Genomic DNA, 24937 nt, shown 5'->3' on the forward strand with positions numbered 1-24937 from the left:
CATTTTGGCACGGTTGACGCTATGGAGACCGTCCGAAGGTCGTGACCACAATGACCACTACGCACGTTGTGACCGTATGGTTCCGGTGAGGTTCCCCCCTTCCTACGCTTGACCGGAACGTGTGGTGAGGCGCATCACACGCAAGGAAGGATCCCCAACCATGAATCTCGAAAGCACAAAGAAGCGCTTGTCGACCGTCGGCGTCCTCGGCGTCGCCTCCGTCCTCGCTCTCTCCGCATGCGGCAGCACCTCCGGCGGCGGGCAGGCGGAATCCGGTATTGACCGCTTGAACATCATCGTCCCCGCCGACCCCGGCGGTGGGTGGGACCAGACCGGCCGCGCGATGCAGAAAGATCTGCAGGAGAACGACCTCGTGGGCAACGCGTCGGTCGTCAACGTTGGCGGGGCGGGCGGAACCAACGGGCTGGCCCAGCTGGCTACCGAACAGGATCCCAACACGCTCATGGTGATGGGTTATGTAATGGTCGGCGCCGTGGAGACCAACGCAGCAGCGAACCGCATCGAGGACACCACGCCTATCGCACGGCTCACCGAAGAGCCGCTGATCGTCGTCGTCCCGGCTGACTCCCCCTACCAGACCATCGATGACCTCCTTTCGGCCATTGAGGAGGACGGCCAGGGAGTTGCGGTCACCGGCGGATCTGCCGGCGGCGCGGACCACATCCTTGCAGGCCAGCTGCTCAAGCAGGCTGATATCAGTCCCGAAAACCTGAACTACATTCCATACTCCGGCGGCGGGGAGTCCCTTGCAGCCCTCCTGGGGAACAAGGTGGCGGCCGGCATCTCCGGCGTAGGCGAGTACGCCGAACAGGTAAAGGCCGGCGAGCTGCGCGCGCTGGCGGTTTCCGGCGCCGAACCTGCCGCGCTGCTTCCCGAGGTCCCGACGCTCACCGACGAGGGCGTGGACCTCGTCCTCACCAACTGGCGCGGAGTGGTAGCGCCCGGCAGCATCGATGAGGCGAAGGCCGCCGAACTCACCGAACTTGTGACCGAGATGGCGGAAACGGAGTCCTGGCAGGCCACCCTTGAGACGAACGCGTGGTCCGATGCCTTCCTGGCCGGCGAAGAGTTCGACGCGTTCCTCGAAGAGGACATCGCGGCAGTCAAGACCACGCTGACCGAGATCGGTTTGCTGTAGTAGCGATGAATGTTCCTAACAGCGGGTCGTCGAGTGGGCGCAGTATTGACACTGCGCCCGTCCGGCCTCTCGGAGAACTGATCTTCGCGGGAATCATCGTCCTCGTGGGCGTGGTCGGTTTCGTTGCCGGTGCAGGGATTCCCGTTCCTCCGTCCGCAGGGGTAGTTGGGCCCAAGGTGTTCCCCTTCATCGTTTCGGGAATTCTGGTGGTGATCGGGCTCGGCCTCGTCATCCAGCTGTTCCGCGGTCACACTGGAGCAGCAGAGGAGGGCGAGGACATCGACCCCGATGTGAAGACCGACTGGCTCACAGTCGGCAAACTGGTCGGTTTCCTCGCCGTCCACATTGCACTCATCGTTCCCCTCGGCTGGCCCGTCGCAGCGGCCGTGCTCTTCTTCGGTGCCGCCTGGTCCCTCGGAGCCAAACCATGGTGGCGCAACGCAATCATCGCCGTCGTACTCGCACTGATTCTCCAGTTCGTGTTCGCGGGGCTCCTCGGAGTTTCGCTGCCGGCGGGATTCCTCCTGGAAGGGGTGGAAATCTTCAATGGATAACTTCCTCGCGCTGCTGGAAGGCTTCAGCGTTGCAATGCAGCCCATCTACCTCCTGTACGCACTCGGCGGTGTGCTGGTGGGAACTGCCGTAGGAGTACTGCCCGGAATCGGTCCCGCCATGACAGTGGCGCTGCTGATGCCCATTACCTACAGCCTCGACCCGACGGCGGCGATCATCGTCTTCGCGGGTATCTACTACGGAGGTATGTACGGCGGATCAACGACATCGATCCTCCTGAACACTCCCGGTGAATCCGCGTCCATCGTGACGGCTCTCGAGGGAAACAAGATGGCCAAGGCGGGCCGTGGCGCAGCCGCGCTTGCGACGGCGGCAATCGGCTCGTTCATCGCCGGCACCGTGGCGACGGTGTTGCTGAGCTTCGTGGCACCCTACGTCGCCGAGTTCGCCGTGCAGATCGGCCCGACAGAGTACGTCGCGCTGATGATCGTTGCCTTCCTGACGGTCGGCGCCCTGCTCGGGGCCTCGGTCCTGCGCGGGCTCGCCTCCCTTGCCCTGGGCCTGTTCATCGCGCTCATGGGCGTCGATGCCCTCACGGCCCAGCAGCGCTACACCTTCGGCAGCCCGTTCCTCGCGGACGGCATCGACGTTGTGCTCGTTGCCGTTGCGCTCTTCGCCGTGGGAGAGGCGCTCTATGTTGCATCGCGCCTGCGCCACGGACCCGTCAAGGTGATTCCGGTGGCCGGTCGCTGGACCAACTGGATGCGGCGCGAGGACTGGAAACGCTCCTGGAAGCCGTGGCTGCGCGGAACCTTCATCGGCTTCCCGGTAGGAACTATCCCAGCCGGCGGGGCCGACGTCGCCACCTTCCTCTCCTACGCATCGGAGCGGAAACTCGCGAAGGGCGAGCGACGGAAGCAGTTCGGCAAGGGCGCCATCGAAGGTGTTGCCGGCCCGGAAGCCGCGAACAACGCGGCCGCAGCCGGCGTGCTGGTACCGCTGCTGACCCTCGGCATACCGACGACGGCGACCGCCGCCATGATGCTCGTCGCCTTCCAGCGCTACAACATCCAGCCCGGACCACTGTTGTTCGAGGTCGAGGGTGCGCTGGTGTGGGCACTGATCGCCAGCCTGTACGTCGGTAACCTGATGCTCCTGGTCCTGAACCTGCCGTTGGTAGGCATTTGGGTGAAAATCCTGCAGATTCCCCGGCCCTACCTCTACGCCGGGATCCTTGTCTTCGCAGCGATGGGCGCATTCTCGGTCAACTTCACGCCGGTGGACGTGTTCATCCTTCTTGTGGTTGGCCTGCTGGGCTTCTTCATGCGGCGCTACGGCTATCCCATTGCTCCGCTGGTTGTCGGGATCATCCTCGGTCCCATCTTCGAGGATCAGTTACGGCGATCGCTGGCCATCTCCCAGGGGGATCCGACAGCGCTGGTCAGCACACCGATCGCGGCCACGATCTACATCGTGCTCATCGTGATCTTCGCTCTGTCCTTCTGGCTGAGGCGTCGGCAGCGAGCTATGGAATCAGAGATCGTGGATGAACCCCTGCCCGAACCTGCCCATGTGAAGGAAGGCGAACGATGAGCGCCGTCGTGCTCGGTTACGTTCCGAACGCACTCGGTGACGCCGCTGCTTCCGCCGCAATCGGTGAGGCGCGGAAGCGAGGCGGGACCGTCGTCGTCGTCAATACCACCCGGGCGGACCGCCTGGTGGATCCGGCCTACGCCGATAACAACGACATGGCGCGGCTTGAGGAGACTCTCCGTGAATCCGGTGTGAACTTCACCGTGCAGCACGGAACCTCCAACGACACGGCTGCGGAAGACGTACTCGAGGCAGCCGTCCGTCATGAAGCGGACCTCATTGTCATCGGGCTGCGCCACCGCACGCCGGTGGGCAAGCTGATCATGGGGTCCACGGCCCAGACCATCCTGCTCGGAGCCCGATGCAACGTGCTGGCCGTCAAGGCCTGAACCGGCTCCATTCCGTGCAGGTATGGCGGCCGTGAAGCGTGAAACCCCGGCGTGTCCTGACAGACACGCCGGGGATCAGCTTCAAACCTGCGGGGAATGACAACTCAGACGCTGGCCCGCTCGGCGAGGATGACGTCGATCTGGCCCATGGCCTCCCGCAGACCCTCCTCCATGCCCATCTCGATCATCTGCTGCAGTTGATCGGCGCTTTCGAAACGGGATGCGACTGTCATCCGGGTGCGACCGGCGTCGACCTCCTCGAGGGTAACGACGGCGTGGGTCTCCCCCATCTCCTCCGCTTTGGAGCCGTCCTCGTTGGCGAACCCGTCGTCGAACTCCAGGCGGTGCGGAGCTTCGACGGTGGTGAATTCCCACCAACCGCGGCTCTTCTCACCGTCGGGGCCGGTCATGTAGTAGCTGGCCGAGCCACCGGGGCGGAGTTCGTGCTTCTCGAAGGTGGCAGGCCATGTGGGCGGGCCCCACCAACGCTCAAGCTGTCGCGGATCCTCCCAGACCTGCCAGACGCGTTCGACGCCGGCATCAAACTCCGCGACGAGGGTGAGGCTGAGTGCCTCGATGTCCTTTTCCGTACTGATGACTGCCATGATGCTGCCTTCCTATTCGGCGAAACCGCTACTTCTCGGCGAGGATGTCGGCAATCCGGTCGACGCGCTGCCGCCAGATTTTCTCGTATTCGTCGAGCAGACGCCGGGCCTTTCGAACTGCGTCAAGATTGGCCCGCACAATCTGCTCCCTTCCACGCTTCTCCTTGCTGACCAAGGAAGCGCGCTCCAGCACAGCCACATGCTTCTGCACTGCTGCGAAACTCATGGCGTAGTGGGCGGCCAGGGCCGAGACCGAATGTTCGCCGGTGATGGCGCGGGCGACTATGTCCCGCCGCGTTGCATCCGCCAGAGCGTGGAACAACCGGTCAACGTCTGAATCTGAAAGCTCATCTACAACCATTTGGTTGTAGATTATTCCTGTTCAACCGCGGCGTCAAGAGGTTCCTACAGGACGGTATAGCGCGTCTGCACCGCTCCGCCCTTGAACGACTTCACCTCGTCAAGCTGCAGCCGAATATCCGCAGGCACGGCGCCGAACAGCGGTTTTCCTTCGCCGATCAACACCGGGACACGGGTGAGCGTGAGTGAACGGATCAGGCCGGCCGCGAGGAAGCTGCGAACCGTTCTGCCGCCGTCGACGTAGACGTTGCGGGCGCCGTCGTCGTCAAGCTTGGCAACCGCCTCCTCAAGGGAGCGGACGATGTGCACGCGCGGGTCGTCGGTCTGCAAACTGGTGCTGAGGACAAGCACGGGAGTGTCGCCATAGAACCACTCGCCCATGGAAAGGACGATTTCGTAGGTACTCCTGCCCATGACCAGGTGATCAACGGACCGCATGAACTCCGTGAAGCCGGACTTGTCGGGGTCATCCGCATCTCCCGCGGTGCCGCCGGTGAGCCAGTCGAGATCGTCGTCCGCGCGGGCAATCATGCCGTCAACGCTCATGCCGATGAAAACGTGTCCCGCCCACTGCCGATCGCTCATGGAAGCATCGTAGACCTGGCGTCAACCGGCCAACAGGTGCCTACTTCCCGCCGGCCCGCGCCCCTTCGCGCACAACGAGGTCCACGATCGCGAGGACGTCGTTGAGATCCTCCTCGGTCTGGCGCTCGGAGCTGGCGCCCTCGAAAAACGCGGCGTCATAGTAGAGTCCATCCCCCATGAGCTTGATGGCGCGGGCAACCCGTCGGCTTCCGAGGTGTGCTTCCAGCGCATCGAGCCACTGCACCTGGATCAGCGTGAAGCTGGCCTGGGCCTTGGGGTGCCCCTGCTGAGCGAGCCGCGCCATGGCAACGAGTGCCCGGTCCAACGGACTGTTCTCATACATCGACGTGCGCACGTAGAACCGGGCCGGGCCCTCAGGGTCCGCAATCATCAGCTCGCGGTCCCTTGCGGCAAGGGCTTCCAACCGCTCGGCCAACCCATCCACCAGCGCCTCCTTGGACGGGAAGTGGTACAGCAACCCGCCTTTGGAAACATCGGCCGCAGCAGCAACCGCCTCCATGGTGGCCCCTCGCTCACCATCCCTGATGAGGATGTCTTCATAACTGTCGAGGATCCGTTCACGGGCACTGGCCATGAGGTTCATCATACTGAAGCTTGGCGACTTTACTGTACCGGCTGGACGGTATAGTCTTGAAGACATGACGCAGTACACCCAGCCTTCCACCCAGGAATTTGTTACCGCCACGGCGGCCCGCGCGGGCCGCCGCGAGTGGATGGCGCTGGCTGCGCTCATGCTTCCCGTCCTTCTGGTGGCGGTCGACAACACCGTACTGAGCTTCGCAATGCCGGAGATTTCGCTCGCCTTCAACACCAGCGGGACCACGCTTCTGTGGATCATCGACAGCTATCCGCTGGTGCTCGCCGGCCTGCTTGTCGCCATGGGCAGCTTCGGTGACCGCTTCGGCAGGCGCCGCCTCCTCATGATCGGCGCCACCGGCTTCGCCGTAATTTCCGTGGTCGCCGCTTTCGCTCCGACGGCCGAATTCCTCGTCGCCGCGCGTGTTGGGCTGGGCGTTTTCGGCGCCATGCTGATGCCTTCAACGCTCTCACTCATCCGGAACATCTTCCTTGACCGCAACCAGCGCCGGGTGGCCATCGCCGTCTGGGCTGCTGGCTTCTCGGCCGGCGCAGCCCTCGGCCCCCTGGTGGGCGGGGCGCTCCTGGAGCACTTCTGGTGGGGTTCTGTCTTCCTGCTCGCCGTGCCGGTGCTGCTGGTATTGCTCGCGGTTACACCCCTGCTGGTGCCGGAATCCTCCGACCCCAACCCGGGCCGAGTGGACTACCTGAGCATCGTTCTGTCCATCAGCACCATGCTGCCGATCGTCTTCGCCATCAAGACCCTCGCCAAAGGCGGATCGACGGCGTTGGCTGTCACCGCCGTCGTCGTCGGGCTTGTGGCCGGCACGGTGTTTGTCCGGCGGCAGCTGAAGCGCGAGAACCCCATGCTGGACGTGCGACTGTTCGCCGTGCGGCCGTTCACGGGCGCCGTGCTGGTGAACCTGCTCGCGATCTTCGCGCTCGTCGGGTTCCTCTACTTCGTGTCCCAGCACCTGCAGCTTGTGCTCGGGTACAGCCCACTGGAGGCAGGCGTGATCCTGCTGCCGGGACTCGTGATGACGATCGTCGCGGGCCTGGTGGTGGTGCCGATCGTCAGACGGGTTCCGCCGCACGTGGTGGTTCCCGCAGCGCTGCTGCTCTCAGCCGGTGCCTACGCATTCGTTGCCCTGACCGGCCAGAACGGCTCCGTTGCAACACTGCTGACGGCGTTCGTGCTGCTGGGAACGGGAGTAGGTGCCTCCGAGACCGTTTCGAACGACCTCATACTTTCCAGCGTGCCCGCACCAAAGGCAGGCGCGGCATCGGCTGTCTCCGAAACGGCCTATGAAGTGGGATCAGTCTTCGGGACCGCACTCCTCGGCAGCATCCTGCTCGCCTCCTACCAGCAGCACCTCGCGCTGCCCACCGGGCTGAGCACAGAGCAGGGCACGACGGCGACGGAGACCCTGGGCGGCGCGGTCAACGTCGCGTCGGAGTTGCCGGCGCAGACCGGATCCTTGCTGCTTGACTCGGCGTTCCACGCGTTCGACAGCGGCGTGGTGCTCACCTCCGGGATCGGCGCGGCCGTCATGGTCGCTGCTGCCGGGCTCGCGTTCTGGAGTCTCAGGAAGATCTAGTGTTCCTGGTTTTCCGGTAACGTCCCGGAACATGACAACACTGGAGATCGCAGTACAGGACGCCGCGGGTGCGCGAACCGCCCTTGAGAACGGCGCCGACCGGGTGGAGTTCTGCGCGGCCCTGCGGATGGGCGGGCACAGTCCCTCGCTGGCCGCGGTGGAGCAGGCGGTTGCCGTCGGGATAGGTGTGCACGTGCTCGTACGCCCTCGCGGCGGCGGGTACGTGTATTCGCCGGCCGAAGTCGACCTGATGGTCGCCGAAGCCGAACAGGCGGTGCGCGCGGGGGCTGCCGGCGTCGTCATCGGTGCGCTGACCCACGGTGACACGTCCCTGGATGCTGAGGCCCTGGGCCGGATTATTGACGCGGCGCGCGGCGTGAATCCCGGTGCGGAGATCACTGTGCACCGCTGCGTCGATGTCCTGCTTGAGCGGGGGCTTCCCGTGGAGAGCTTGATCGTTGAGCTGCGTCAGCTCGGCGTGGATCGCGTGCTCACCTCGGGTGGGGCACGAACCGCCGGCGAAGGCGTTGGGATGCTACTGGAATTGCGCCAAATCGCCGGCGGCAACCCGCAAATCCAGGCCGGCGGCGGAGTGCGTCTCGCCGACATTCCCGCGCTGTCAGGCCTTGACGGGATCCACCTATCCGCACGGGCGGCGCGCCGCGATGGCGCTTCGGGTCCTGGCGGCGGCGAAGAGGACTACGACGTCACCGACCCGGAACTCGTGGCGGCGGCCGCAGCGGCGCTCACCGGCCACTGACGAAATCGACTCTCCCCGAATGGTTCCTTTCAGGGCCGTTTAGAGCCTCATAAGGACCATTCGGGGAGAGTCGATCCGCGAAGTGCGTTTAGGCCGAAGGGTCAAGGCCCCCGCTGCACAGGGCGCCCGGCTCACGGGTCTGCTCACCCTGGATGTACTTGGTGAGGAACGTCTCGAGCCGCTCATCGGCTGCTGTGTCGACGCCGAGCTGCAAGCCCCAGGCCGAAGCCATGATGGGGGACTCCTGGCCCTCGTAAGGGCTCAGGAGAACGTAGCTGCGATCCCCGACGAGTTCAGTGAGGGCGTCAATCTCCGACTGCGGAAGGTCAGGCTGGTACGTGATCCAGACGGCGCCATGCTCAAGCGAGTGCACGGTGTTCTCGTTCGGCAGCGGCTGCGTGTAGACGCCGCAGTTTGTCCAGACAGCGTTGTGGTCGCCGCCCACAGGAGGCGCCTGGTCATATTCCACCGGGCCGTCTACGTGGTTGAACGAGGCCACCTCGATTTCCTCGACCCCCTCGATGTCAGACTGGGCAAGCGCATCGAGCCGGTTGTTCTCCTGGACCTGCTGCACGATCACCAGGCTCACAGCCACAATGATCGCGACGATGACAAGCGCGATACCGCCGAAGATGAAAGTATTCCGCTTCCGTTCCTTGGCCCGCTGCTGGGACTGGATGGCCGCCAGGCGCGCCTGGCGGTCTGCATTCTCCTGAGCTCGCTTCTTGTTCAACGCGCTGATTCCTTCTGTATTTACGTGGGGGTCGGGTCTAATCTACCGGTCGGAGCGGCTATAGCTCTGCCAGCAGGTCTTCCATGGCGGTGATTTCGGTTGCCTGGCCCGCTGCCATCTTCTCGGCAAGCTCGCGAACTTCCGGCTCCTGGGCGAGTTCGACGCCGGCCTGCGCCATTTCAACGCCGGCCTTGTGGTGCTCGATCATCAGCTCAAGATAGATGCGCTCAGCGTCGTCACCGGTTGCCTCGGACAGGGCCTGCAATTGTTCAGGGGTGGCCATCCCCGGCATGAGACCTTCGGGGGTAAGCATGCTGCCGCCGTCGTCATTCATGTGCCCGTGACCCGATCCGGACATCCAGGTCATCCGTTCCGAGTCACTGCTCTGAGGCAGGCCCCACTCCTCGAGCCACGCGAACATCTGGCCGATCTGGTGCTGCTGGGTCATGGCGATGTCGTACGCGATGGCGCGGATAACGACGTCGTCGGTTTGCTCCCGCACTATCCGCGACATCTCCACGGCCTGGGCATGGTGGACCTGCATGTCGCGGGCAAAGCCAGCGTCCGCGCTGTTGTTGCCCGGATGCTGCGGCGCCGCGGCAACGCGCCCCGCGGTGAATGCAAGCGCGAAAAGACCCGCAACTGCAAGCAGGCCCAGGACGAGGAGGACGCGCTTCTGCCACGCCTCGAGGTTGAGGGTCATAAGGGGAATGCCTTTCGTATCTTCCCTATCTAACGTAGGGCATCCCCCGGACCGTTCCCGCCTATACCCCTAGGGGGTAGTTGACCGCATACCCCCAGTGGGTATATCTTGAGAATGTCACGAGGAGGAAACCATGACGCAGACAACCACTGAGCACGGCTACACCGCTGACAAGGAGGCTTACCTCCGGCGGCTGAAGCGCATCGAAGGACAGGTGCGCGGAATCGCCCGGATGGTCGAGGAGGACAAGTACTGCATTGACGTCCTCACCCAGGTATCCGCAGTCAACAAGGCTTTGCACGCCGTGAGCATCGGCCTCCTCGAGGAGCACATCGCCCACTGCGTCGTCGGCGCCGCCAATGAGTCCCAGGCTACTGGAGATCCTGCGGCGGTCAACGAAAAGGTGCAGGAAGCCTCGGCGGCCATCAGCCGCCTGCTGCGCTGACTGTTTCAACATCCCACAAAGGAGCACATCATGAGCACCACCACCGTAAGCATCTCCGGCATGACCTGCGGCCACTGCGTTGATTCCGTCACCGAGGAAATTTCTGCGATCGACGGCGTGCAGAACGTCGCCGTTGACCTGAACAAGGGCGGGGTTTCCACCGCCACCGTCACCTCCGAGCGCGAGCTTGACCCGGAGCAGATCGGCGAGGCCGTCGCAGAAGCCGGTTACCTCGTGGTCTCCAACGACGCTTAATCAGCGCCGGCGAACAGCCGACAGGAAGGACCGATCATGACCACCGAACCGGCAACAGCCCAGACCACCCGCACGGTCGAACTCGATATCCAGGGGATGACCTGCGCTTCGTGCGTTGGCCGTGTGGAGCGCAAGCTGGGCAAGCTCGACGGCGTTGAGGCGAGCGTCAACCTGCCGCTGGAATCGGCGGTTGTGACGGTCCCGGAGCACATCTCGGACCAGGACATCGTGAGTACGGTGAACGCCACCGGATACAGCGCCTCGTTGAAGAAGCCGCAGCATCCGGGCCCTTCCGCGGAGGGTGAGCCGGCGACGGACGGGATGGATCACGACCAGCACGACCACATGTCGCACGGCGGCACGGCATCGCAGCTGCGGCCGCGGCTTATTACCGCTGCCATCCTGACTGTGCCGGTGTTCCTCATCTCGATGATTCCCGGACTGCAGTTCCCGCATTGGGGGTGGGTGGTGGCTGCACTGACCACGCCCGTGGTCACGTGGTCCGCGTGGTCCTTCCACAAGGCGGCGGCGATCAACGCGCGGCACTTCTCCTCCACCATGGATACCCTGGTGTCCATCGGCGTCACCGCGGCGTATCTGTTCTCACTCGGACAACTCATCGCCGACCCCATGGTTACCGCCCACGTGGGGATGGATATGGGCACTATGACGGAACATGCACTTTACTTCGAGGTTGCCGCCGTCGTCGTGACCTTCCTGCTGCTCGGCCGCTACCTCGAGGCCAACGCCAAACAGCGTGCGGGAGATGCACTGAAGTCACTGCTTAACCTGGGTGCCAAGGACGCCACAGTGCTGCGTGAGCGGGATGGTGAGCGCGTCGAGGTCAAGGTGCCGGCGTCGTCGTTGGTTCACGGGGACGAGTTCGTGGTGCGCCCGGGCGAGAAGATCGCCACCGACGGCTTCGTGGTCGAGGGACGCAGCGCCGTCGACACCTCGCTCATCACCGGTGAATCCATCCCCGTCGAAGTAGGCCCCGACAGCACGGTGACGGGCGCAACCATAAACACCTCCGGGCGGCTGATTGTCCGTGCCACGAGGGTCGGCAGCGAAACCACGCTGGCGCAGATGGGCCGGCTGGTGAGCCAGGCGCAGAGCGGGAAGGCACCAATCGCCCGGCTGGCTGACCGGATCAGCGCCGTGTTCGTGCCTGTAGTGCTCGCGATCGCCGCGCTGACGTTCATTCTGTGGGCGCTGCTGACCGGGGACATCCAGGCGGCGTTCACTGCCGCCGTCGCCGTCCTCGTGATCGCCTGCCCGTGTGCGCTGGGGCTCGCTACGCCTACGGCCCTGCTGACCGGTACCGGGCGGGGAGCGCAGATGGGTATCCTCATCCGCGGGCCGCAGGTTCTCGAGGACACCCGCACCGTTGACACCATCGTCCTGGACAAGACCGGCACGGTGACCAGCGGGCGGCTCTCGGTGACCGACGTCGTCGTGCTCGGCTCGCGCAGCCGGGATGAGGTGCTGAACCTGGCCGCGGCGGTCGAGTCCGCGAGCGAGCATCCGATCGCGCAGGCGATCTCCGCAGCCGCGCCGGGGCATCCTCGCGTGAGAGACTTCGTCAGCTCGGCAGGTGGAGGCGTGCGCGGCATGGTGGATGGCGCGGTTGTGCTGGCGGGGCGGGCCGGCTGGCTGGAGGAGAACGACGTCGTTATCACCGACGCGCACCGCTCGGCCCTGGCGGCGGAGCAGGAAGCGGGTTCGACGGCGATCTGGGTTGCGGTGGACGGTGCGGTCGCGGGACTGATCAGCCTGCAGGACACGGTGAAGGAGTCCTCTGCTGCAGCAATTGCCCGGTTGAAGGAGCTTGGGCTGCGGCCGATGCTGCTGACCGGCGACAACGCTGCCGTCGCACGCAAGATCGCAGCGGAGGTGGGCATTGCCGCTGACGATGTGATGGCGGACGTGCTTCCCGAGGGCAAGGTCGATGCCGTGAAGCGGCTGCAGACATCCGGTGCCACCGTAGCGATGGCCGGCGACGGCGTGAACGACGCCGCGGCTCTGGCTCAGGCGGACCTCGGCATCGCGATGGGGTCTGGCACCGACGTCGCAATCGAGGCCGCGGACCTGACCGTGATGGGTAACAGCCTTGAGCAGGTGGCGCAGGCCATCGAACTGTCCCGGAAGACACTTGGCACCATCAAGACCAACCTGTTCTGGGCGTTCTTCTACAACACGATCGGCATTCCGGTGGCCGCACTTGGGTTGCTGAACCCGATGGTGGCGGGTGCTGCGATGGCGGCGAGCTCGGTGCTGGTGGTGGCAAACTCGCTGCGGCTGCGCCGGTTCGGGAAGTAGTTTGCATCGACTCTCCCCAAATGGGGATTCTGGGGCCTGTCCTGGCCCTGAGAAAGGCCATTTGGGGAGAGTCGATTGCGTTTAACGCGGGAGGGGCTCGACGGCATTGGGCTGGTCAAGCGCCTCTGTTGCCTCGGGTTCGCGGCGGAGCTCGTCAACGCGAACCAGCACCACTCCCCCGACGATCAACGCCCCGCCAAGCAGTTGAATGGCCGACGGCAGCTCGCCGAGGATCAGCCAGGACGCGAGGACCGCGAACATGACCTCGGTCAGCCCCACGAAGGACGCCACCTTGGATCCGAGACCACGTGCCGCGAAGATGCCGGTTACGTAGGAGAGAACAGTCGAAATCAGCACCAGCCCCAGCACCGGAATCACCCAGGTGGTCTCCCAGCCAGCCAGCGTCACGTCCCGGAACTCGAACGTGAACGGCATCACGCCGATCAGTCCGAAGAGGAGGATCGTCAACGCGCCGACCACCATGCCGCCGCCTGCCATGATGAGGGGCGGGAGGTCGTCGTCGGCCTTTGCGGACATGATGAAGAAGACGGCGAGGCAGACGGCGGCACCCAGCCCGTAGAGCACGCCGATGGGGTCGAGCCGCTGGTCACCGATGAGATCCAGGACCAGGAGCAGCCCGAGCATCGCCACGATCGACCCGCTGGTGGTCAAGCGGCTTGGGGCCTTGCGGGACCGGATCCACAGCCACCCGACAATGAGCACCGGCGCGAGGTACTCCAGCAGCAGCGAGACTCCCACGGACATTCGCTGCACCGCGTTGAAGTAGAGGAACTGGCAGAGCGCAATGGCCGTTGCGCCGTAGATCACCAGCGTCAGGGCATTGCGGCGCAGTACCCCCCACCTGCCACGAAGGCTGATGAGCAACGGGATCAACAGCACGACGGCGGCCCCGCCAATGCGGATCCCGACGGCGGCGCCAGGGCTCCAGCCGACCTCAAGGAGTGACTTGGCGAAGGGCCCGGAGACGCCGAAAGCAGCCGCGGAAAGAATCGCGAACCATAGCCCGGTGGCGGTTCCGCTTTTCATGGGGTCTCCTGCACTGTCATAACCAAAGCGTACTTATGGTGATGACGTTAGACCCGCGCCCTGTTATGAGTCAAGACGGCTTATGACCATTACGATCGGGTTTGCGTGGCCCGGTTACGCATCGAGCGGCCACTTATGACCAAATCCCTTCCGGGAATCGGTTATAAGTGGCCTCTCGATGGGCAGGGTTACTTCGCCTTTGCAGCAGCCTTCGCAGCGCGCTTGGTCTCGCGCACCTTCGCGAGGGACTCGGGATCGACGATGTCGGCAACCGAACGGTAGCTGCCGTCCTCGCCGTAAGCGCCGGCTGACTCCTGCCAGCCCCCACCCGTGAACCCGTAGCGCTTTCCAAGCAGGGCCAGGAAGATCTTCGCCTTCTGCTCACCGAAGCCCGGCAGCGCTTTCAGCCGGCGCAACACTTCCGGGCCGTCCGGCTCACCGCGGGTCCAGATCGCTGAGGCATCGCCGTCCCACTCGTCCACCACGGTGCGGCACAACGCCTGCACGCGGCCCGCCATGTTGCCGGGATACCGGTGCACGGCGGGTGGGGTGCGGCACAGCTCAACGAAGGCGTCGGCGTCGTAATCGGCGATGAAAGCCGCGTCGAACCGCCCAAGCCGTTCGCTGATTTTCGCCGGCCCGGCGAAAGCCGTCTCCATCGCGACCTGCTGGTCCAGAAGCATGCCCACCAGCAGCGCAAGGGGATCGTTGGACAGCAGTTGGTCGGCGTTAGCGTCGCCGGTGATGTTCAGTGTGGGAGCCATGCCCCAATGCTAGCGACCGCTACGCCCCGCTGATCCCGAACAGCCCGATGATCAGCGCCATCACCAGGTACGTCACCAGCTCGTGCGCGCAGTTCAGGACGGTGAGTCCGGCAGGCCGTCCCTCGAAGGCGTCGTGGGTGATGAAGCGCGACGCCGTGAAGCCGGCCCACAGGATCAGCGCGGTGATGAGCGTGTTGACCAGGAAGTTTCCGCCGTAGAACTCCTGCGCGATCGCGGCGCCACCGGCCAGCACCCAGGCGCTGATGAAGCTGACCACGAGGGTGATGAGGATCGGCTTCACCGCGTCCTTCGCGTCTCCGCTCGGGGTCACCTTCGCCACCCGCATCCAGTAGGTCCCAAACACCTTCGGGGTGTACCAGACGGTCCCAACCACCATCGTGGACAGGGTGGCCAGGATGACGGCGAGGACGTTGATCTCGGGAACAGCCATGAAGGTCTCCTTGATGCGCGGAACAGGACTTACGCGAAGTGTAGCCCGGCGGAGAACGACGACGGCGGCGGCACGTCGAGCGCGCGCCGCACCTCAGTGCCGCACCAGAAACCGCTACTGCCGCCGTCCGAGCGAGCCTATGCGATCAGCTGAGGCGACCGTTGATACGCTGCGGCACACCGATCGGGTTCGCGTCCTGCAGCGCCTCGGGCAGCAGGTGCTGCGGGAAGCCCTGGTATGCGACCGGTCGGAGGAAGCGGTTGATGGCCGCCGTGCCCACGGATGTCGATGTGGGGGACGTCGTCGCCGGGTACGGGCCGCCGTGCTGCTGGGCATACGTCACGGAGACGCCGGTGGGCCACTGGTTCCACAGCACCCGGCCGGCCTTCTTCGCGAGCAGGCGGACCAGCTCCGTGACGTCGTCGTTCTCCTCGCCCTGGATCGTAGCCGTCAACTGGCCCTCGAGCACGCGAGCCACTTCGAGCAGCTGCGCCTCGTCCTCGTAGCTGACCACCAGCGCGCTGGGCCCAAAGCACTCGGCGAGCAGGGTCTCGTGCTGTTTCAGGAGGTCATTGACCCTGGTGTGCAGCAGGGTCGGCGCGGGCGGATCAGCGAGCGCATCATCGCCACGGACCAGCGTCTGCACGGACGAGTTCCCGGCCAGGAGGCCCTCAAGGACCTCGACGTACCCGGATTGGATGCGGTCGTTCAGGAGCTTCGCAGGTACGGGCAGTTCGGTCCCGGTCAAAAGCTCGGCAATCCTGGAGTCGGCGGGAACCAGCAGCACGCCCGGCTTGGTGCAGAACTGGCCGGCGCCCATGGTGAAGGACCCCGCGAACCCGGAAGCGATCTCCTCGGCCCGCGCTGCAGCCGCTGCCCGCGTCACGAAGGTGGGGTTCACGCTGCCGAGTTCACCATAGAAGGGAATCGGTTCCGGACGGGAATTCGCAAGGTCGAACAGGGCGCGGCCGCCGGGAATGGATCCCGTGAACGAGCCCGCCTTCACCCGCGGATCAAGAAGTGCGTCGCGGCCGGCCTGGGTACCGTAGATCACCGCGAACAACCCCTTCGGCGCGCCCGCCTCCTCAAGCGCTCCGACGACGACGGCGGCCGTCGCCTCCGAGAGACCCGGATGGCCTGAGTGGGCCTTCAGGATGACGGAGCAGCCCGCGGCGAGCGCTGAGGCGGTGTCCCCGCCGGCGACGCTGAACGCGAACGGAAAGTTGCTCGCAGCGAAGACCACAACGGGGCCGAGCGGCTCGAGCTGGCGCCGCAGGTCCGGACGCGGTGCACCCATCGGCCATTCCGGATCGGCATGGTCAATCCGCGCGTCAAGGTAGGAGCCCTCCGAAAGCACTTCAGCGAACAGCCGGAGCTGGAAGGTGGTCCGCTTCAGCTCGCCCCGCAGTCGTGCCTCCGCGAGATGGGTTTCCTGCTGAGCCAGCGGAACGAGTTCATCCACAGCGGCGTCCAGCGCTTCAGCGACTGTGGTCAGGGCAACGCCCCGGGCGGCGGCCGGCGTTGTGCCCCAAATGTCGGCTGCTGAGGTGGCGTCTGCCAGCAGTGCCTCCAGCTGATCCGTGGTGGTGGTGTCGAGAGCGATTGTCATGGTTCTACCCTTCCGTCTGGAGTTCTTCGGTCTGTTGATTCGGAGCCGGCCCCGTAAGGTCCAGCGCGGCCAGCTCGGCCAGCGAGGCCGGTGCCGCAAGTGTCCGCTTGCCGAGCGAGCGGAGGTCTTCCGCCGCCGTCGTGCGTCCGCAGAGGCTCGCCGTGATGTCCGCAACGGCGTAGCCGCACACGCGGCCCTGGCACCATCCCATTCCGGGCCGGGCCAGCATTTTCAGGGTGCGCGGGTCGGATGCACCGAGTTCGGCGTGAGCGTCCCGGATTTGCTGATACGGGACTTCCTCGCAGCGGCACACAGTCGTATCCGGGGTCAGCCACTGCGTCCAGTCCGCCGGAACGGGGTGCGCAGCGTGCATCGCCTTAGCGAAATTGCGATAGCGCGAGATGTCTTTCTGCAGCCGGGCGAGGGTCGCCTGCGAAGCCGGGCGACCGGCGTCGTGCGCTGCGGTCAGCGCGGCCAGGCGCCCTTCGGCGACGGCCATCACCGCCCCGCCAACACCCGTGGCCTCCCCCGCAAGGTATACGCCGTCGACGTCGGTGCGCTGGGCCTCGTCCGTCACAGCGACCAGCGAGCCGTCCACATCCTTGCGGGTGGCCACCCCGACCATCAGCGGCAGCTCGAGCGACGGCGTGAAGCCCCAGCCCAGCGCCACCAGATCCACCTCGAGCCGCCGGGAACTGCCGCCCACAAGCTGCCCGTCGACGCCCAAACGAGCGACGGTCACCGCTTCGGCCCGAGCCTCCCCGTGGATCTCGGTGATGACCGTCCGCATGCGATAGCGGATCCGGTACCGGGCCAGCAACGCAGCATACTGCGCGCCCTCAACGCCCTTGGACGGCACCCGCACCGCCGAGCCGACATGACGCAACCAGTTGGTGAGCGTGCCCGCTTCACAGATCCCGACGACGCCGGCCCCCGCCTGGGCAAGCCCCGTTGCCACGGGCAGCAGGAAAGGTCCGGTGCCGGCGACGACGGCGCGGCGCCCGGCCAGCGTGCCGCTTCCCTTGAGCAGTGCCTGCACTCCACCCGCGGCCATGACACCGGGCAGGTCCCACCCTGGGATGGGCAGTTGGCGGTCGTAACCGCCGGGGCAGAGGATCAGGCGCTTCGCGTGCACGACGGCGGCGCCCGGCTCGGGCGCGGCCGCGTGCGTCGCGTTGAGCCGGAGGTTGAAACCCGTGGCCGGCCGGTCGATCAGCCACACCTGGGTGTTGGGCAGGTACGTGGTGCGTCCGGCGTCGCGGTCGGCGTACAGGCCGGCCCGGAGGCGCTCGAACGTCTTCCAGTCGTGGTGGCCGGCGTGCCCGGCGTCGGGAACCTGGTCCTCGTCGGCGTGGCGCCAGTACTGGCCGCCTGGCTGGGAGGAGGCGTCGATCAGCACAACGGATAGCCCTGCCTCCGCCGCAGTAACCGCAGCGGCAAGGCCTGCCGGGCCGGCGCCGACCACGCCGACGTCGTACGTTTCAGCACTCATCGGTGCCCGCTTCCGCAACCGGACAACCGTCGGATTCCAGCGTCATGCCGTCCCGCGCGGGGACCAGGCACGCGCGCTGGTTGGCCTCGCCGTCAACCGTCAGCAGGCAGTCGAAGCACACGCCGATGCCGCAGAAGAGGCCGCGGGGCTTCCCCTGTTTCCGCGTGGTACGCCAGGACGTGACACCCGCCGCTGCGAGCGCGGCGCCGACGGTCTGCCCAGGCTCGATGCTGACGGTGCGTCCATCGAATGTCAGTTCGTTCATACCCGTGCCTCCTCGAATCGTTCGGGCGCGAAGGGCGCCAGCGGCAGGTCCGGTGCGGCGCCGGTCAGCACCTGCGTGATGAGCTTTCCCGTGCCCGCCGACAGCCCGATACCCGCACCCTCGTGCCCTGCGGCGTGCCACAGGCCCGGGGCGCGCGGGTCCGGCCCGATGACGGGCAGGTGGTCGGGGCAGTACGGCCGGAACCCGTGATAGTGCCGCATGGCCTTGACGCCCGCGAGCATTGGGAAGAGCGTGATTGCCTTCGCGGCGAGCGACTGCAGCACGGCCACGGAGACCTCACTGCTGAACCCCACACGCTCACGGGAGGAGCCAATGAGAACCGTTCCGCTATCGGTCCCCTCGACTACCGGCGACGTCTGCAGCCCGGCGTCGGAGCTGGCCACGTTCTCGACGTACTCGGCTGCGTAGACCTTGTGCCGGATGAGGACGGGAAGCGGCTCCGTGACCAGCACAAACCCGCGTCGCGGCAGAACCGGAAGTACGACGCCGGCGAGGTCGGCTACCTGCCCCGCCCACGTCCCGGCGGCGTTCAGCACCGCGCCGGCGCTGAAGTCCCCTTTCGCGGTGCGCACGCCGGTGACTGAGGTGCCGCTGCGCAGGAAACCGGTGACTTCGACGTTGGTGTGCACTTCGGCGCCTAGCTCCCGGGCGAGCCGCAGCAGGTGCGCGACCATCAGCATCGGCTGAACCTGGGCGTCCTGCGGGTAAAACGCGCCGCCGGTGAGGTCGCGCGAAAGGTGCGGCTCATACTCGTGGAGGGAGCCGGCGTCGACGTCTGTCACGTCGATGCCGCTGCTGCGCTGCCGAATGGCGAGTTCCCGGAGGGAGGCAGCGCCGTTCTCCGTTGCCGCGACCACCAGCCCGCCCTTGGACTCGAACTCCCAGGACGCCCCGAATTCCTGCAGGTCCTCGCGCCAGACCTGCTGCGAGTAGAGGGACAGGTCAAGCTCGGGTCCGGCTTCCTTGTCGGACACCAGGATGTTGCCCTCCCCGGCACTCGAGGTACCGCCGGAAATTGCGCCGCGTTCCAGAACCACGACCTTCAGCCCGGCCTTCGCGGCGAAGTAGGCGCTCGCGGCACCAACCGCACCGGCACCGATGATCACGAGGTCCGCACTCACGGCAGTTGACCTTCGTAGACGGCTGTCGCTACCGCGAGGTCCTCCCAGGACATTCCGACGCCGGTGAACAGTGCCGGGCGATCGGCGCGCCGCGCAAGTTCACCGTGCACCAGTTCGGCGAGGTTGGTCAGCCCGTGCTCCTGCCATTCCTCGACGCTCCGGGCGGGAATGAGGTCACCGGACTCCCGCATGGCTGAGGCACGGCCTTCGACGACGACGTCGGCGCGCCTCGCCAGTTCCGGGTCGATTTCCCGTGCATCCAGTCCGTGCGATCCGACGGCCGCGACGACGGCGTGCGGCTGGACCAGGTTCGCATCGAACAGTGGTTCCGAAGCCGAAGAAACACACAGCACGACGTCGGCGCCCGCGACGTCTGCCGCGGAACCCGGCCGGGCATCCAGGCCCAGTTCCATACACCGCCTTACAAGCGCATCGGCTTTCTCCGGCGTCCTGCCGACGATCGCCACACTGTCGATCGGGGCGACTGCATGTACGGCGAGGATGTGCCGCCACGCCTGCGGTCCGGCGCCGAAGACGACGACGGCGCCTGCCCGCCGTGCCGCGTCTCCCCTCCGCCGGGGGTCCGCGGCGAGGAGGTGTTTGACGGCGAGCGCCGTCGTCGCCGGCGTTCGGGTCAGGGTGAGCTCCGCGCCATCCATGAGGATCAGCGGGCTGAGCGTTCCGGAGTCGAAGAGTGTGTAGACGCCCTGGATCTTGGGCTTGCCCGCTGCCGGGTTATCCGGGGCGATGGTGGCGAGCTTGACTCCGGAGTAGCGTTTCCCGGCGGTCGGCATCAGCAGGAACTGGCCGGCGGGGGCGTCGCTGAAAAGCCGGGGGCTGTCATGTTCCGGATCAACATCGGTGCGGAGGGCTTCCTCCAGTACGGCTACCGCCGTGCGCTCATCAATCGCATCCCGGAGTGCTGCCGCGTCAAGGTAGGTCAGGGTCACAGGAGGAACCCCGCGGGGAAGGGGTCGCTTGGATCGAGGAAGTACTGGGCCGTGCCCGTGAGCCAGGCGCGGCCGGTGATCGTCGGAACAACCGCCTCGAAAGGCCCCACGGTGGTCTTCCCGATGAGGCGCCCGATGAACTGCGTGCCGATATAGGACTCGTTCACGAAGTCCGTATTGAGCGCCAGTTCCCCACGCGCGTGGAGCTGGGCCATCCGGGCGCTGGTTCCGGTGCCGCAGGGCGAGCGGTCAAACCAGCCCGGGTGGATGGCCATCGCGTGCCGGGAATGCGCGGCGGTGGATCCGGGTGCCTTGAGGTAGACGTGATGGCAGCCGACGATGTCCGGGCGTTCCGGGTGCACCGGCGGAGCCTGCACGTTGATGGCGTCCATGATGCGCAGCCCGGCGCCCAGCAACTGGTTCTTGGCGGAGCGCTCAAAGGGAAGTCCGAGCGACTCAAGGTCGACGACGGCGTAGAAGTTGCCGCCGAAGGCGATGTCATAGGCAACCTTGCCGAGACCGTCCACACTGACACTCTGGTCCAGCGCGAGGGCGAAAGACGGTACGTTCCGGATGGTGACCGAGGTGGCTGCGCCGTCGTCGACCGCCACTTCCGCGACCACGAGGCCGGCCGGGGTATCCAGCCGGATGGTGGTGACTGGTTCGGTGACCTCGACCATGCCCGTTTCGACGAGGACGGTGGCCACCCCGATGGTGCCGTGGCCGCACATCGGCAGGAGCCCTGATACCTCGATGAACAGGACCCCGAAGTCCGCGTCGGGCCGGGTGGGCGGCTGAAGGATGGCGCCGCTCATGGAGGCGTGTCCGCGCGGTTCATACATCAGGAGCGTGCGGAGGGAGTCGCTGTTTTCGATGAACCACTGACGCCGCTCCGCCATCGTGGAGCCCGGGAACGTGCCCACGCCGCCCGTGATCACGCGCGTGGGCATACCCTCGGTATGGGAGTCGACGGCGTGGAAGATACGCCTCGTTTTCATCGTCAACCTCTCCGTCGATGCCTTGGAACGTCCAATTCACAATGTTAGTCGAGAATTGCCTATTGTGCCATGTGAAATTGTACTGTTAGGGTGATACCAAACGGTAATGTTCCCAGAAAGGCGTCCCATGTCACCCAGTTCCACCAACCGCTCCCAGCCGTGGCACGGCGTCCTCGTGGCCACCACTTTGCCCTTCCGTGAAGCGGAAACCGGGGCGCTCGAAGTTGACCTCGAGAACTACGGCCGGCACGTCGCCTGGCTCGCCGAGAACGGCTGCGACGGCGTAGCCCCCAACGGCTCGCTCGGCGAATACCAGAACCTTTCCGACGCGGAGCGCGCTGCGGTAGTCGAGACCGCCGTCGCCCACGCCCCGAAGGGCTTCACCGTGATGCCCGGCGTAGCTGCCTACGGTGCACACCAGGCCCGCCACTGGGCGGACCAGGCGGCAGAAGCCGGCGCCCAGGCGGTCATGCTGCTTCCTCCCAACACCTACCGGGCTGAGCCCCGCGCCGTCGTCGACCACTATCGCGAGGTCGCGAAGGCGGGCCTGCCGATCTGCGCCTACAACAACCCGATCGACACCAAGGTTGACCTGGTTCCCGAACTTCTCGCTGAACTCTACAACGAGGGCCTGATTGTGGCGGTCAAGGAGTTCACCGGCGACGTACGCCGCTCCTACCAGATCGCTGAAGTGGCACCGGGCCTCGAAATCATGGTGGGCTCGGATGACGTTCTGTTGGAAGGTGCGATTGCCGGTGCGGTTGGCTGGCTCTCGGGCTACCCGAACGCCATTCCCCGCGAGACCGTTGCGCTGTACAACGCTGCAGTTTCCGGCGACCTGGAAACCGCGGTTCCGCTGTACCGGATCATGCACCGCCTGCTCCGTTGGGACTCGAAGACCGAGTTCGTGCAGTCCATCAAGCTGTCCATGGACATCGCCGGCCGCTACGGCGGACCTTCGCGCGCACCGCGCCTTCCGCTTCGCGCCGACCAGCACGAGCAGGTTACCGCCGACACCGAATGGGTGCTGGCTGAGCTCGCACGGCTTGCCGATGAAGGCAAGATCGAGCGCAGCAGCCGCTAGTTACGCTTTCGTAAGGCGGGTTCCGTTCAACACGGGACCCGCCTTACGCGTCTAACGTGTCGCAAACTCCCGAGCTCGCTTCGCTCGTCCGGGGACTAGCTGACGACGTTCCCGCCCTGAATGACGGTCCGGGGCCGGCTTTCGTCCCACAGCACGGCCGGGTCCTCGAAGGGGTTTCCATCGAGAACGACGGCGTCTGCCGCGGACCCCGCCGCAAGGGAGCCGATGCTCTCGTTGCCGATCAGCTCAGCATTCACGCTGGTCATGGAGCGCAGCGTCTCGAGTACTCCCGCAGCCTCGATCTGGAGCCGGACGCCCATGAGCTGGTCATTGTCGAGGTCACCCATCAGGTCCGACCCGAAGCCGGTCTTCACACCGGCCTCGAGTGCACGCTGGATGGCGACCATGCCGGCGTCGAGCACTTCAGCGTTCTTGGCCTTCGAGATTGGGTTCAGGCCCACCTCGTCGCCCCGGCGGTTCATCGCGTCATAGGCGGCAAGGGTGGGGACGAGGAAACTGCCGTGTTCAGCCATCAGCTGTGCCGTCTCTACGTCCATCAGGTTTCCGTGCTCGATGGAGCGGACGCCGTTGGTCACCGAGTGTGCGATGGCCTCCGAGGAGTAGGCATGGGCGGCGACATAGCTGCCGCGCCGGGCTGCCTCCTCTGTCACCGCACGGATCTCCTCGGCCGAATACTGCGGCAACCGGATGGGGTCCGTCAGGGACACCACTCCCCCTGAAGTCATGATCTTGATTGCGTGGCTGCCGGTGCGGAAGCGTTCCCTGACGGTTTTGCGCAGATTGTCGACGCCGTCGACCACCTCACACATGTGGCCGTGGGTGAAGCAGACGTCAATCTCGCCCGATCGGGGATCCCCATGGCCGCCTGTCTGGCTCAGCGCCGCACCCGTGTAGTAGTAGCGAGGGGAAACGATCAGTCCTTGCTTGATGGCGTTGGACAGCCCGATGTCACCGCCGGCGACATCGCGCACGGTGGTGAATCCGCGCCGGAGCGCGTCACCAAGACGCCTGGCGCCGACCAGCGCTGAATAGCTCAGGGGCCCGCGCTCATACTCGAATCCATCCAGGCTGATTCCGTACGCATGGAAGTGGGCGTCGATCAGTCCGGGGATCACCACTTTCCCGCGGGCGTCGATCACCCGGCCGTCCTTACCCTGCGCATCAGGCGCCTGAACGGTCCCGTCGCGGAATACCAGCGTTCCCTCAACCAGATCCGGGCTGCCGTCGAAGATCAGAGCGTTTTCCACTGTCAATGTGCTTTGGCTTATGGCCACGTGCTACCTCTTTCCACCACAGATTTCATCCCGACGACGGCGGGAGCGTTCGTTACGACGTTGCTTCCTGGCTCTCCGCCGGCTTCGCCCAGACGCCGCGGACATGCGTGATGTGCTGGCGGACCAGCTCTTCGAGCTCCTCAGCCTTGCCCGCCTCGATGAGGTCCACCATGCGCAGGTGTTCTTCCGCCGATTGCCGCAACCTGCCCTGCTCGGCAAGGTTGGTGAGGCCAAGCAGCCGGCTGTGGGAACGGAGGTCGGAGATCAGTTCCACCAGCCGCGTGTTGCCGCTGTACTCGAGCAGCCGGATGTGGAATTCGCGGTCCGCGTCCATGTACGCAACAAGATCACCCTCCGTGCCGCGGTCCACGATTTCCTGCGCCATGGCGCGGAGCATCGGAATATCGGATGCCGGGATGATCGGCGTGACCTCACGCACCACCGGCGGCTCAAGGAGGATCCGGATCTGCGCCATGTGGTCCAGGTCCTTCTCGGAGACCTCGGTAACCCGAAAGCCCTTGTTGGGCTCCACGGTCACCAGGTTTTCGCGTACGAGGTCCAGCATCGCCTCCCGGACCGGCGTAGCGGAAACGCCGAAACGTGCTCCCAGGCTCGGCGCCGAGTAAACGATCCCGGGCACCATCTCACCCGAGATGATCGCCGCCCTCAAGGCGCGCGCAACGGTCTCCCGAAGACTTGTCTTCTTGATCGTATGGATCTCAAACTTCTTCTCTACCGCCACCGTGCGAAACGCCTCCGATCATCCCGGACCCGGCTGGGGCCCGTATCGTATGACATTCTATGCCCGCAGAAATCCCGGCGCCCAGCGCTTACGGGCGGCACGCTGGAACTTAGCGGGCGCCGTCGTCGTCGTTGTTGTTGCCCGGCTTGGTGCCGCGGGGGTTGCCGTGTTCATCAAGGTTGGCTGCACCGCCGCGGATCTTGGCGGAGGAACGGTTGACGCCGGTGCCCTTCCCGAGGTGATCGGCGTTGGGTTTCGCCGTCATGAGGAGCATCGCGCTGATGACCAGCGAGGCGATGAACGCGATCCCCGCCGCGGTGATGCCGAGGTCAACGCGCAGTTCCTTGGTGCCGCCGCCGGTGGCGAAGATCATGGTCGCAATGCCCGCGATCACGCCAAGAACAGCCGAAAAGACGAGAGGACCCTTGACGCCCCTGGGCTGTTTGGACACGGTTCCTTCTCCTCAATTTTCTACGGTTAGTAG

The 24937-nt window shown here is 65.5% G+C and carries 28 protein-coding genes; 10 read left to right on the plus strand and 18 right to left on the minus strand.

Features of this window, described 5'->3' with window-relative positions:
• Positions 1–160: 160 nt before the first annotated feature.
• The 4 genes from BJ994_RS15760 to BJ994_RS15775 are packed head-to-tail and all read left to right on the plus strand — an operon-like array spanning position 161 to position 3654.
• Positions 161–1159, plus strand: coding sequence for a Bug family tripartite tricarboxylate transporter substrate binding protein (locus tag BJ994_RS15760; protein ID WP_167995374.1), 999 nt, complete (start codon positions 161–163; stop codon positions 1157–1159).
• A gap of 5 nt (positions 1160–1164) precedes the next feature.
• On the plus strand, positions 1165–1713 hold the full coding sequence (locus tag BJ994_RS15765; RefSeq protein WP_167995375.1) for a tripartite tricarboxylate transporter TctB family protein: 549 nt from the start codon (positions 1165–1167) through the stop codon (positions 1711–1713).
• Positions 1706–3265 (plus strand): tripartite tricarboxylate transporter permease, encoded by a 1560-nt coding sequence (locus tag BJ994_RS15770; protein ID WP_167995376.1) that lies wholly within the window; start codon positions 1706–1708, stop codon positions 3263–3265. The genes BJ994_RS15765 and BJ994_RS15770 overlap by 8 nt, the downstream gene beginning before the upstream one ends.
• Positions 3262–3654, plus strand: a complete 393-nt coding sequence (locus BJ994_RS15775) for a universal stress protein (protein ID WP_167995377.1) — start codon at positions 3262–3264, stop codon at positions 3652–3654. Before BJ994_RS15770 ends, BJ994_RS15775 begins: the two co-directional genes overlap by 4 nt.
• Before the next feature lie 104 nt (positions 3655–3758).
• Here the strand turns inward: BJ994_RS15775 and BJ994_RS15780 are convergent, their stop codons facing one another.
• From BJ994_RS15780 to BJ994_RS15795, 4 genes are read right to left on the minus strand one after another with little or no spacing between them, the layout of a single operon-like run.
• Positions 3759–4259, minus strand: a complete 501-nt coding sequence (locus BJ994_RS15780; RefSeq protein WP_167995378.1) for an SRPBCC family protein — start codon at positions 4257–4259, stop codon at positions 3759–3761.
• A gap of 28 nt (positions 4260–4287) precedes the next feature.
• Entirely contained in the window at positions 4288–4620 is a 333-nt protein-coding gene (locus tag BJ994_RS15785; RefSeq protein ID WP_167995379.1) for an ArsR/SmtB family transcription factor, read from the minus strand.
• Between the two features lie 44 nt (positions 4621–4664).
• Positions 4665–5204 carry a dihydrofolate reductase family protein gene (locus BJ994_RS15790; protein WP_167995380.1) on the minus strand — a complete coding sequence of 180 codons (540 nt, stop codon included), beginning with the start codon at positions 5202–5204 and terminating at the stop codon, positions 4665–4667.
• Positions 5205–5244: 40 nt separating this feature from the next.
• Positions 5245–5799, minus strand: a complete 555-nt coding sequence (locus BJ994_RS15795; protein WP_167995381.1) for a TetR/AcrR family transcriptional regulator — start codon at positions 5797–5799, stop codon at positions 5245–5247.
• Positions 5800–5863: 64 nt separating this feature from the next.
• Between BJ994_RS15795 and BJ994_RS15800 the strand changes: the two genes are divergently transcribed.
• Both BJ994_RS15800 and BJ994_RS15805 read left to right on the plus strand, forming a co-directional pair.
• A complete protein-coding gene (locus tag BJ994_RS15800; RefSeq protein WP_167995382.1) occupies positions 5864–7399 on the plus strand; it encodes an MFS transporter in 1536 nt (511 codons plus the stop codon).
• A gap of 31 nt (positions 7400–7430) precedes the next feature.
• Entirely contained in the window at positions 7431–8159 is a 729-nt protein-coding gene (locus BJ994_RS15805) for a copper homeostasis protein CutC (protein WP_167995383.1), read from the plus strand.
• 88 nt (positions 8160–8247) lie between these two features.
• Here BJ994_RS15805 and BJ994_RS15810 read toward each other — a convergent pair whose 3' ends face one another.
• Positions 8248–8892 (minus strand): thioredoxin-like domain-containing protein, encoded by a 645-nt coding sequence (locus BJ994_RS15810; RefSeq protein WP_167995384.1) that lies wholly within the window; start codon positions 8890–8892, stop codon positions 8248–8250.
• A gap of 58 nt (positions 8893–8950) precedes the next feature.
• Complete coding sequence (locus BJ994_RS15815; protein ID WP_167995385.1) at positions 8951–9595, minus strand: DUF305 domain-containing protein; 645 nt, start codon at positions 9593–9595, stop codon at positions 8951–8953.
• Between the two features lie 133 nt (positions 9596–9728).
• Here BJ994_RS15815 and BJ994_RS15820 point away from each other — a divergent pair, with 133 nt between their 5' ends.
• Genes BJ994_RS15820 through BJ994_RS15830 form a run of 3 tightly spaced genes read left to right on the plus strand, consistent with a single transcriptional unit; the run spans position 9729 to position 12614 of the window.
• Entirely contained in the window at positions 9729–10040 is a 312-nt protein-coding gene (locus BJ994_RS15820) for a metal-sensitive transcriptional regulator (protein ID WP_167995386.1), read from the plus strand.
• Positions 10041–10070: 30 nt separating this feature from the next.
• A complete protein-coding gene (locus BJ994_RS15825) occupies positions 10071–10295 on the plus strand; it encodes a heavy-metal-associated domain-containing protein (protein WP_167995387.1) in 225 nt (74 codons plus the stop codon).
• A gap of 36 nt (positions 10296–10331) precedes the next feature.
• A complete protein-coding gene (locus BJ994_RS15830) occupies positions 10332–12614 on the plus strand; it encodes a heavy metal translocating P-type ATPase (RefSeq protein WP_167995388.1) in 2283 nt (760 codons plus the stop codon).
• Positions 12615–12695: 81 nt separating this feature from the next.
• On the opposite strand, the gene BJ994_RS15835 is transcribed toward BJ994_RS15830, so the two are convergent.
• From BJ994_RS15835 to BJ994_RS15875, 9 genes are all read right to left on the minus strand, one after another.
• Positions 12696–13661: an EamA family transporter gene (locus BJ994_RS15835; protein WP_167995389.1), complete on the minus strand. Its 966-nt coding sequence runs from the start codon at positions 13659–13661 to the stop codon at positions 12696–12698.
• 188 nt (positions 13662–13849) lie between these two features.
• Entirely contained in the window at positions 13850–14425 is a 576-nt protein-coding gene (locus BJ994_RS15840; protein WP_167995390.1) for an HhH-GPD-type base excision DNA repair protein, read from the minus strand.
• Positions 14426–14444: 19 nt separating this feature from the next.
• Positions 14445–14876, minus strand: a complete 432-nt coding sequence (locus tag BJ994_RS15845) for a DUF1761 domain-containing protein (RefSeq protein ID WP_167995391.1) — start codon at positions 14874–14876, stop codon at positions 14445–14447.
• Between the two features lie 145 nt (positions 14877–15021).
• Entirely contained in the window at positions 15022–16485 is a 1464-nt protein-coding gene (locus BJ994_RS15850) for an aldehyde dehydrogenase (NADP(+)) (protein ID WP_167995392.1), read from the minus strand.
• Positions 16486–16489: 4 nt separating this feature from the next.
• Positions 16490–17977: an FAD-dependent oxidoreductase gene (locus BJ994_RS15855; RefSeq protein WP_167995393.1), complete on the minus strand. Its 1488-nt coding sequence runs from the start codon at positions 17975–17977 to the stop codon at positions 16490–16492.
• Positions 17967–18242 (minus strand): (2Fe-2S)-binding protein, encoded by a 276-nt coding sequence (locus tag BJ994_RS15860; RefSeq protein WP_167995394.1) that lies wholly within the window; start codon positions 18240–18242, stop codon positions 17967–17969. The genes BJ994_RS15855 and BJ994_RS15860 overlap by 11 nt, the downstream gene beginning before the upstream one ends.
• Positions 18239–19384, minus strand: a complete 1146-nt coding sequence (locus tag BJ994_RS15865; protein ID WP_167995395.1) for an FAD-dependent oxidoreductase — start codon at positions 19382–19384, stop codon at positions 18239–18241. The genes BJ994_RS15860 and BJ994_RS15865 overlap by 4 nt, the downstream gene beginning before the upstream one ends.
• Entirely contained in the window at positions 19381–20334 is a 954-nt protein-coding gene (locus tag BJ994_RS15870; protein ID WP_167995396.1) for an ornithine cyclodeaminase family protein, read from the minus strand. The genes BJ994_RS15865 and BJ994_RS15870 overlap by 4 nt, the downstream gene beginning before the upstream one ends.
• On the minus strand, positions 20331–21332 hold the full coding sequence (locus BJ994_RS15875; protein WP_167995397.1) for a proline racemase family protein: 1002 nt from the start codon (positions 21330–21332) through the stop codon (positions 20331–20333). The genes BJ994_RS15870 and BJ994_RS15875 overlap by 4 nt, the downstream gene beginning before the upstream one ends.
• Before the next feature lie 127 nt (positions 21333–21459).
• Between BJ994_RS15875 and BJ994_RS15880 the strand changes: the two genes are divergently transcribed.
• Positions 21460–22416, plus strand: a complete 957-nt coding sequence (locus tag BJ994_RS15880; protein WP_167995398.1) for a dihydrodipicolinate synthase family protein — start codon at positions 21460–21462, stop codon at positions 22414–22416.
• A gap of 95 nt (positions 22417–22511) precedes the next feature.
• On the opposite strand, the gene BJ994_RS15885 is transcribed toward BJ994_RS15880, so the two are convergent.
• From BJ994_RS15885 to BJ994_RS15895, 3 genes are all read right to left on the minus strand, one after another.
• The gene (locus BJ994_RS15885; protein WP_342450403.1) at positions 22512–23684 is read right to left on the minus strand and encodes a metal-dependent hydrolase family protein; all 1173 of its coding nucleotides are present in this window, start codon (positions 23682–23684) and stop codon (positions 22512–22514) included.
• Positions 23685–23763: 79 nt separating this feature from the next.
• A complete protein-coding gene (locus BJ994_RS18475; RefSeq protein WP_167995399.1) occupies positions 23764–24453 on the minus strand; it encodes an FCD domain-containing protein in 690 nt (229 codons plus the stop codon).
• A 109-nt stretch (positions 24454–24562) separates the two neighbouring features.
• Positions 24563–24904: a hypothetical protein gene (locus BJ994_RS15895; protein ID WP_167995400.1), complete on the minus strand. Its 342-nt coding sequence runs from the start codon at positions 24902–24904 to the stop codon at positions 24563–24565.
• Positions 24905–24937: the final 33 nt, after the last annotated feature.

The sequence above is a fragment of the Arthrobacter pigmenti genome (assembly GCF_011927905.1).
In the GTDB taxonomy this organism is placed as follows: domain Bacteria; phylum Actinomycetota; class Actinomycetes; order Actinomycetales; family Micrococcaceae; genus Arthrobacter_D; species Arthrobacter_D pigmenti.

Excerpts from the sequence above, each read along its gene's own strand:
- BJ994_RS15835 (WP_167995389.1), bottom strand. The coding sequence starts at position 13,661 with ATGAAAAGCGGAACCGCCACCGGGCTATGGTTCGCGATTCTTTCCGCG.
- BJ994_RS15775 (WP_167995377.1), top strand. The coding sequence starts at position 3,262 with ATGAGCGCCGTCGTGCTCGGTTACGTTCCGAACGCACTCGGTGACGCC.
- BJ994_RS15815 (WP_167995385.1), bottom strand. The coding sequence starts at position 9,595 with ATGACCCTCAACCTCGAGGCGTGGCAGAAGCGCGTCCTCCTCGTCCTG.
- BJ994_RS15850 (WP_167995392.1), bottom strand. The coding sequence starts at position 16,485 with ATGACAATCGCTCTCGACACCACCACCACGGATCAGCTGGAGGCACTG.
- BJ994_RS15800 (WP_167995382.1), top strand. The coding sequence starts at position 5,864 with ATGACGCAGTACACCCAGCCTTCCACCCAGGAATTTGTTACCGCCACG.
- BJ994_RS15790 (WP_167995380.1), bottom strand. The coding sequence starts at position 5,204 with ATGAGCGATCGGCAGTGGGCGGGACACGTTTTCATCGGCATGAGCGTT.
- BJ994_RS15860 (WP_167995394.1), bottom strand. The coding sequence starts at position 18,242 with ATGAACGAACTGACATTCGATGGACGCACCGTCAGCATCGAGCCTGGG.
- BJ994_RS15825 (WP_167995387.1), top strand. The coding sequence starts at position 10,071 with ATGAGCACCACCACCGTAAGCATCTCCGGCATGACCTGCGGCCACTGC.
- BJ994_RS15820 (WP_167995386.1), top strand. The coding sequence starts at position 9,729 with ATGACGCAGACAACCACTGAGCACGGCTACACCGCTGACAAGGAGGCT.
- BJ994_RS15780 (WP_167995378.1), bottom strand. The coding sequence starts at position 4,259 with ATGGCAGTCATCAGTACGGAAAAGGACATCGAGGCACTCAGCCTCACC.
- BJ994_RS15805 (WP_167995383.1), top strand. The coding sequence starts at position 7,431 with ATGACAACACTGGAGATCGCAGTACAGGACGCCGCGGGTGCGCGAACC.
- BJ994_RS15785 (WP_167995379.1), bottom strand. The coding sequence starts at position 4,620 with ATGGTTGTAGATGAGCTTTCAGATTCAGACGTTGACCGGTTGTTCCAC.
- BJ994_RS15770 (WP_167995376.1), top strand. The coding sequence starts at position 1,706 with ATGGATAACTTCCTCGCGCTGCTGGAAGGCTTCAGCGTTGCAATGCAG.
- BJ994_RS15875 (WP_167995397.1), bottom strand. The coding sequence starts at position 21,332 with ATGAAAACGAGGCGTATCTTCCACGCCGTCGACTCCCATACCGAGGGT.
- BJ994_RS15845 (WP_167995391.1), bottom strand. The coding sequence starts at position 14,876 with ATGGCTGTTCCCGAGATCAACGTCCTCGCCGTCATCCTGGCCACCCTG.
- BJ994_RS15855 (WP_167995393.1), bottom strand. The coding sequence starts at position 17,977 with ATGAGTGCTGAAACGTACGACGTCGGCGTGGTCGGCGCCGGCCCGGCA.
- BJ994_RS15840 (WP_167995390.1), bottom strand. The coding sequence starts at position 14,425 with ATGGCTCCCACACTGAACATCACCGGCGACGCTAACGCCGACCAACTG.
- BJ994_RS15830 (WP_167995388.1), top strand. The coding sequence starts at position 10,332 with ATGACCACCGAACCGGCAACAGCCCAGACCACCCGCACGGTCGAACTC.
- BJ994_RS15795 (WP_167995381.1), bottom strand. The coding sequence starts at position 5,799 with ATGGCCAGTGCCCGTGAACGGATCCTCGACAGTTATGAAGACATCCTC.
- BJ994_RS15765 (WP_167995375.1), top strand. The coding sequence starts at position 1,165 with ATGAATGTTCCTAACAGCGGGTCGTCGAGTGGGCGCAGTATTGACACT.
- BJ994_RS15880 (WP_167995398.1), top strand. The coding sequence starts at position 21,460 with ATGTCACCCAGTTCCACCAACCGCTCCCAGCCGTGGCACGGCGTCCTC.
- BJ994_RS15760 (WP_167995374.1), top strand. The coding sequence starts at position 161 with ATGAATCTCGAAAGCACAAAGAAGCGCTTGTCGACCGTCGGCGTCCTC.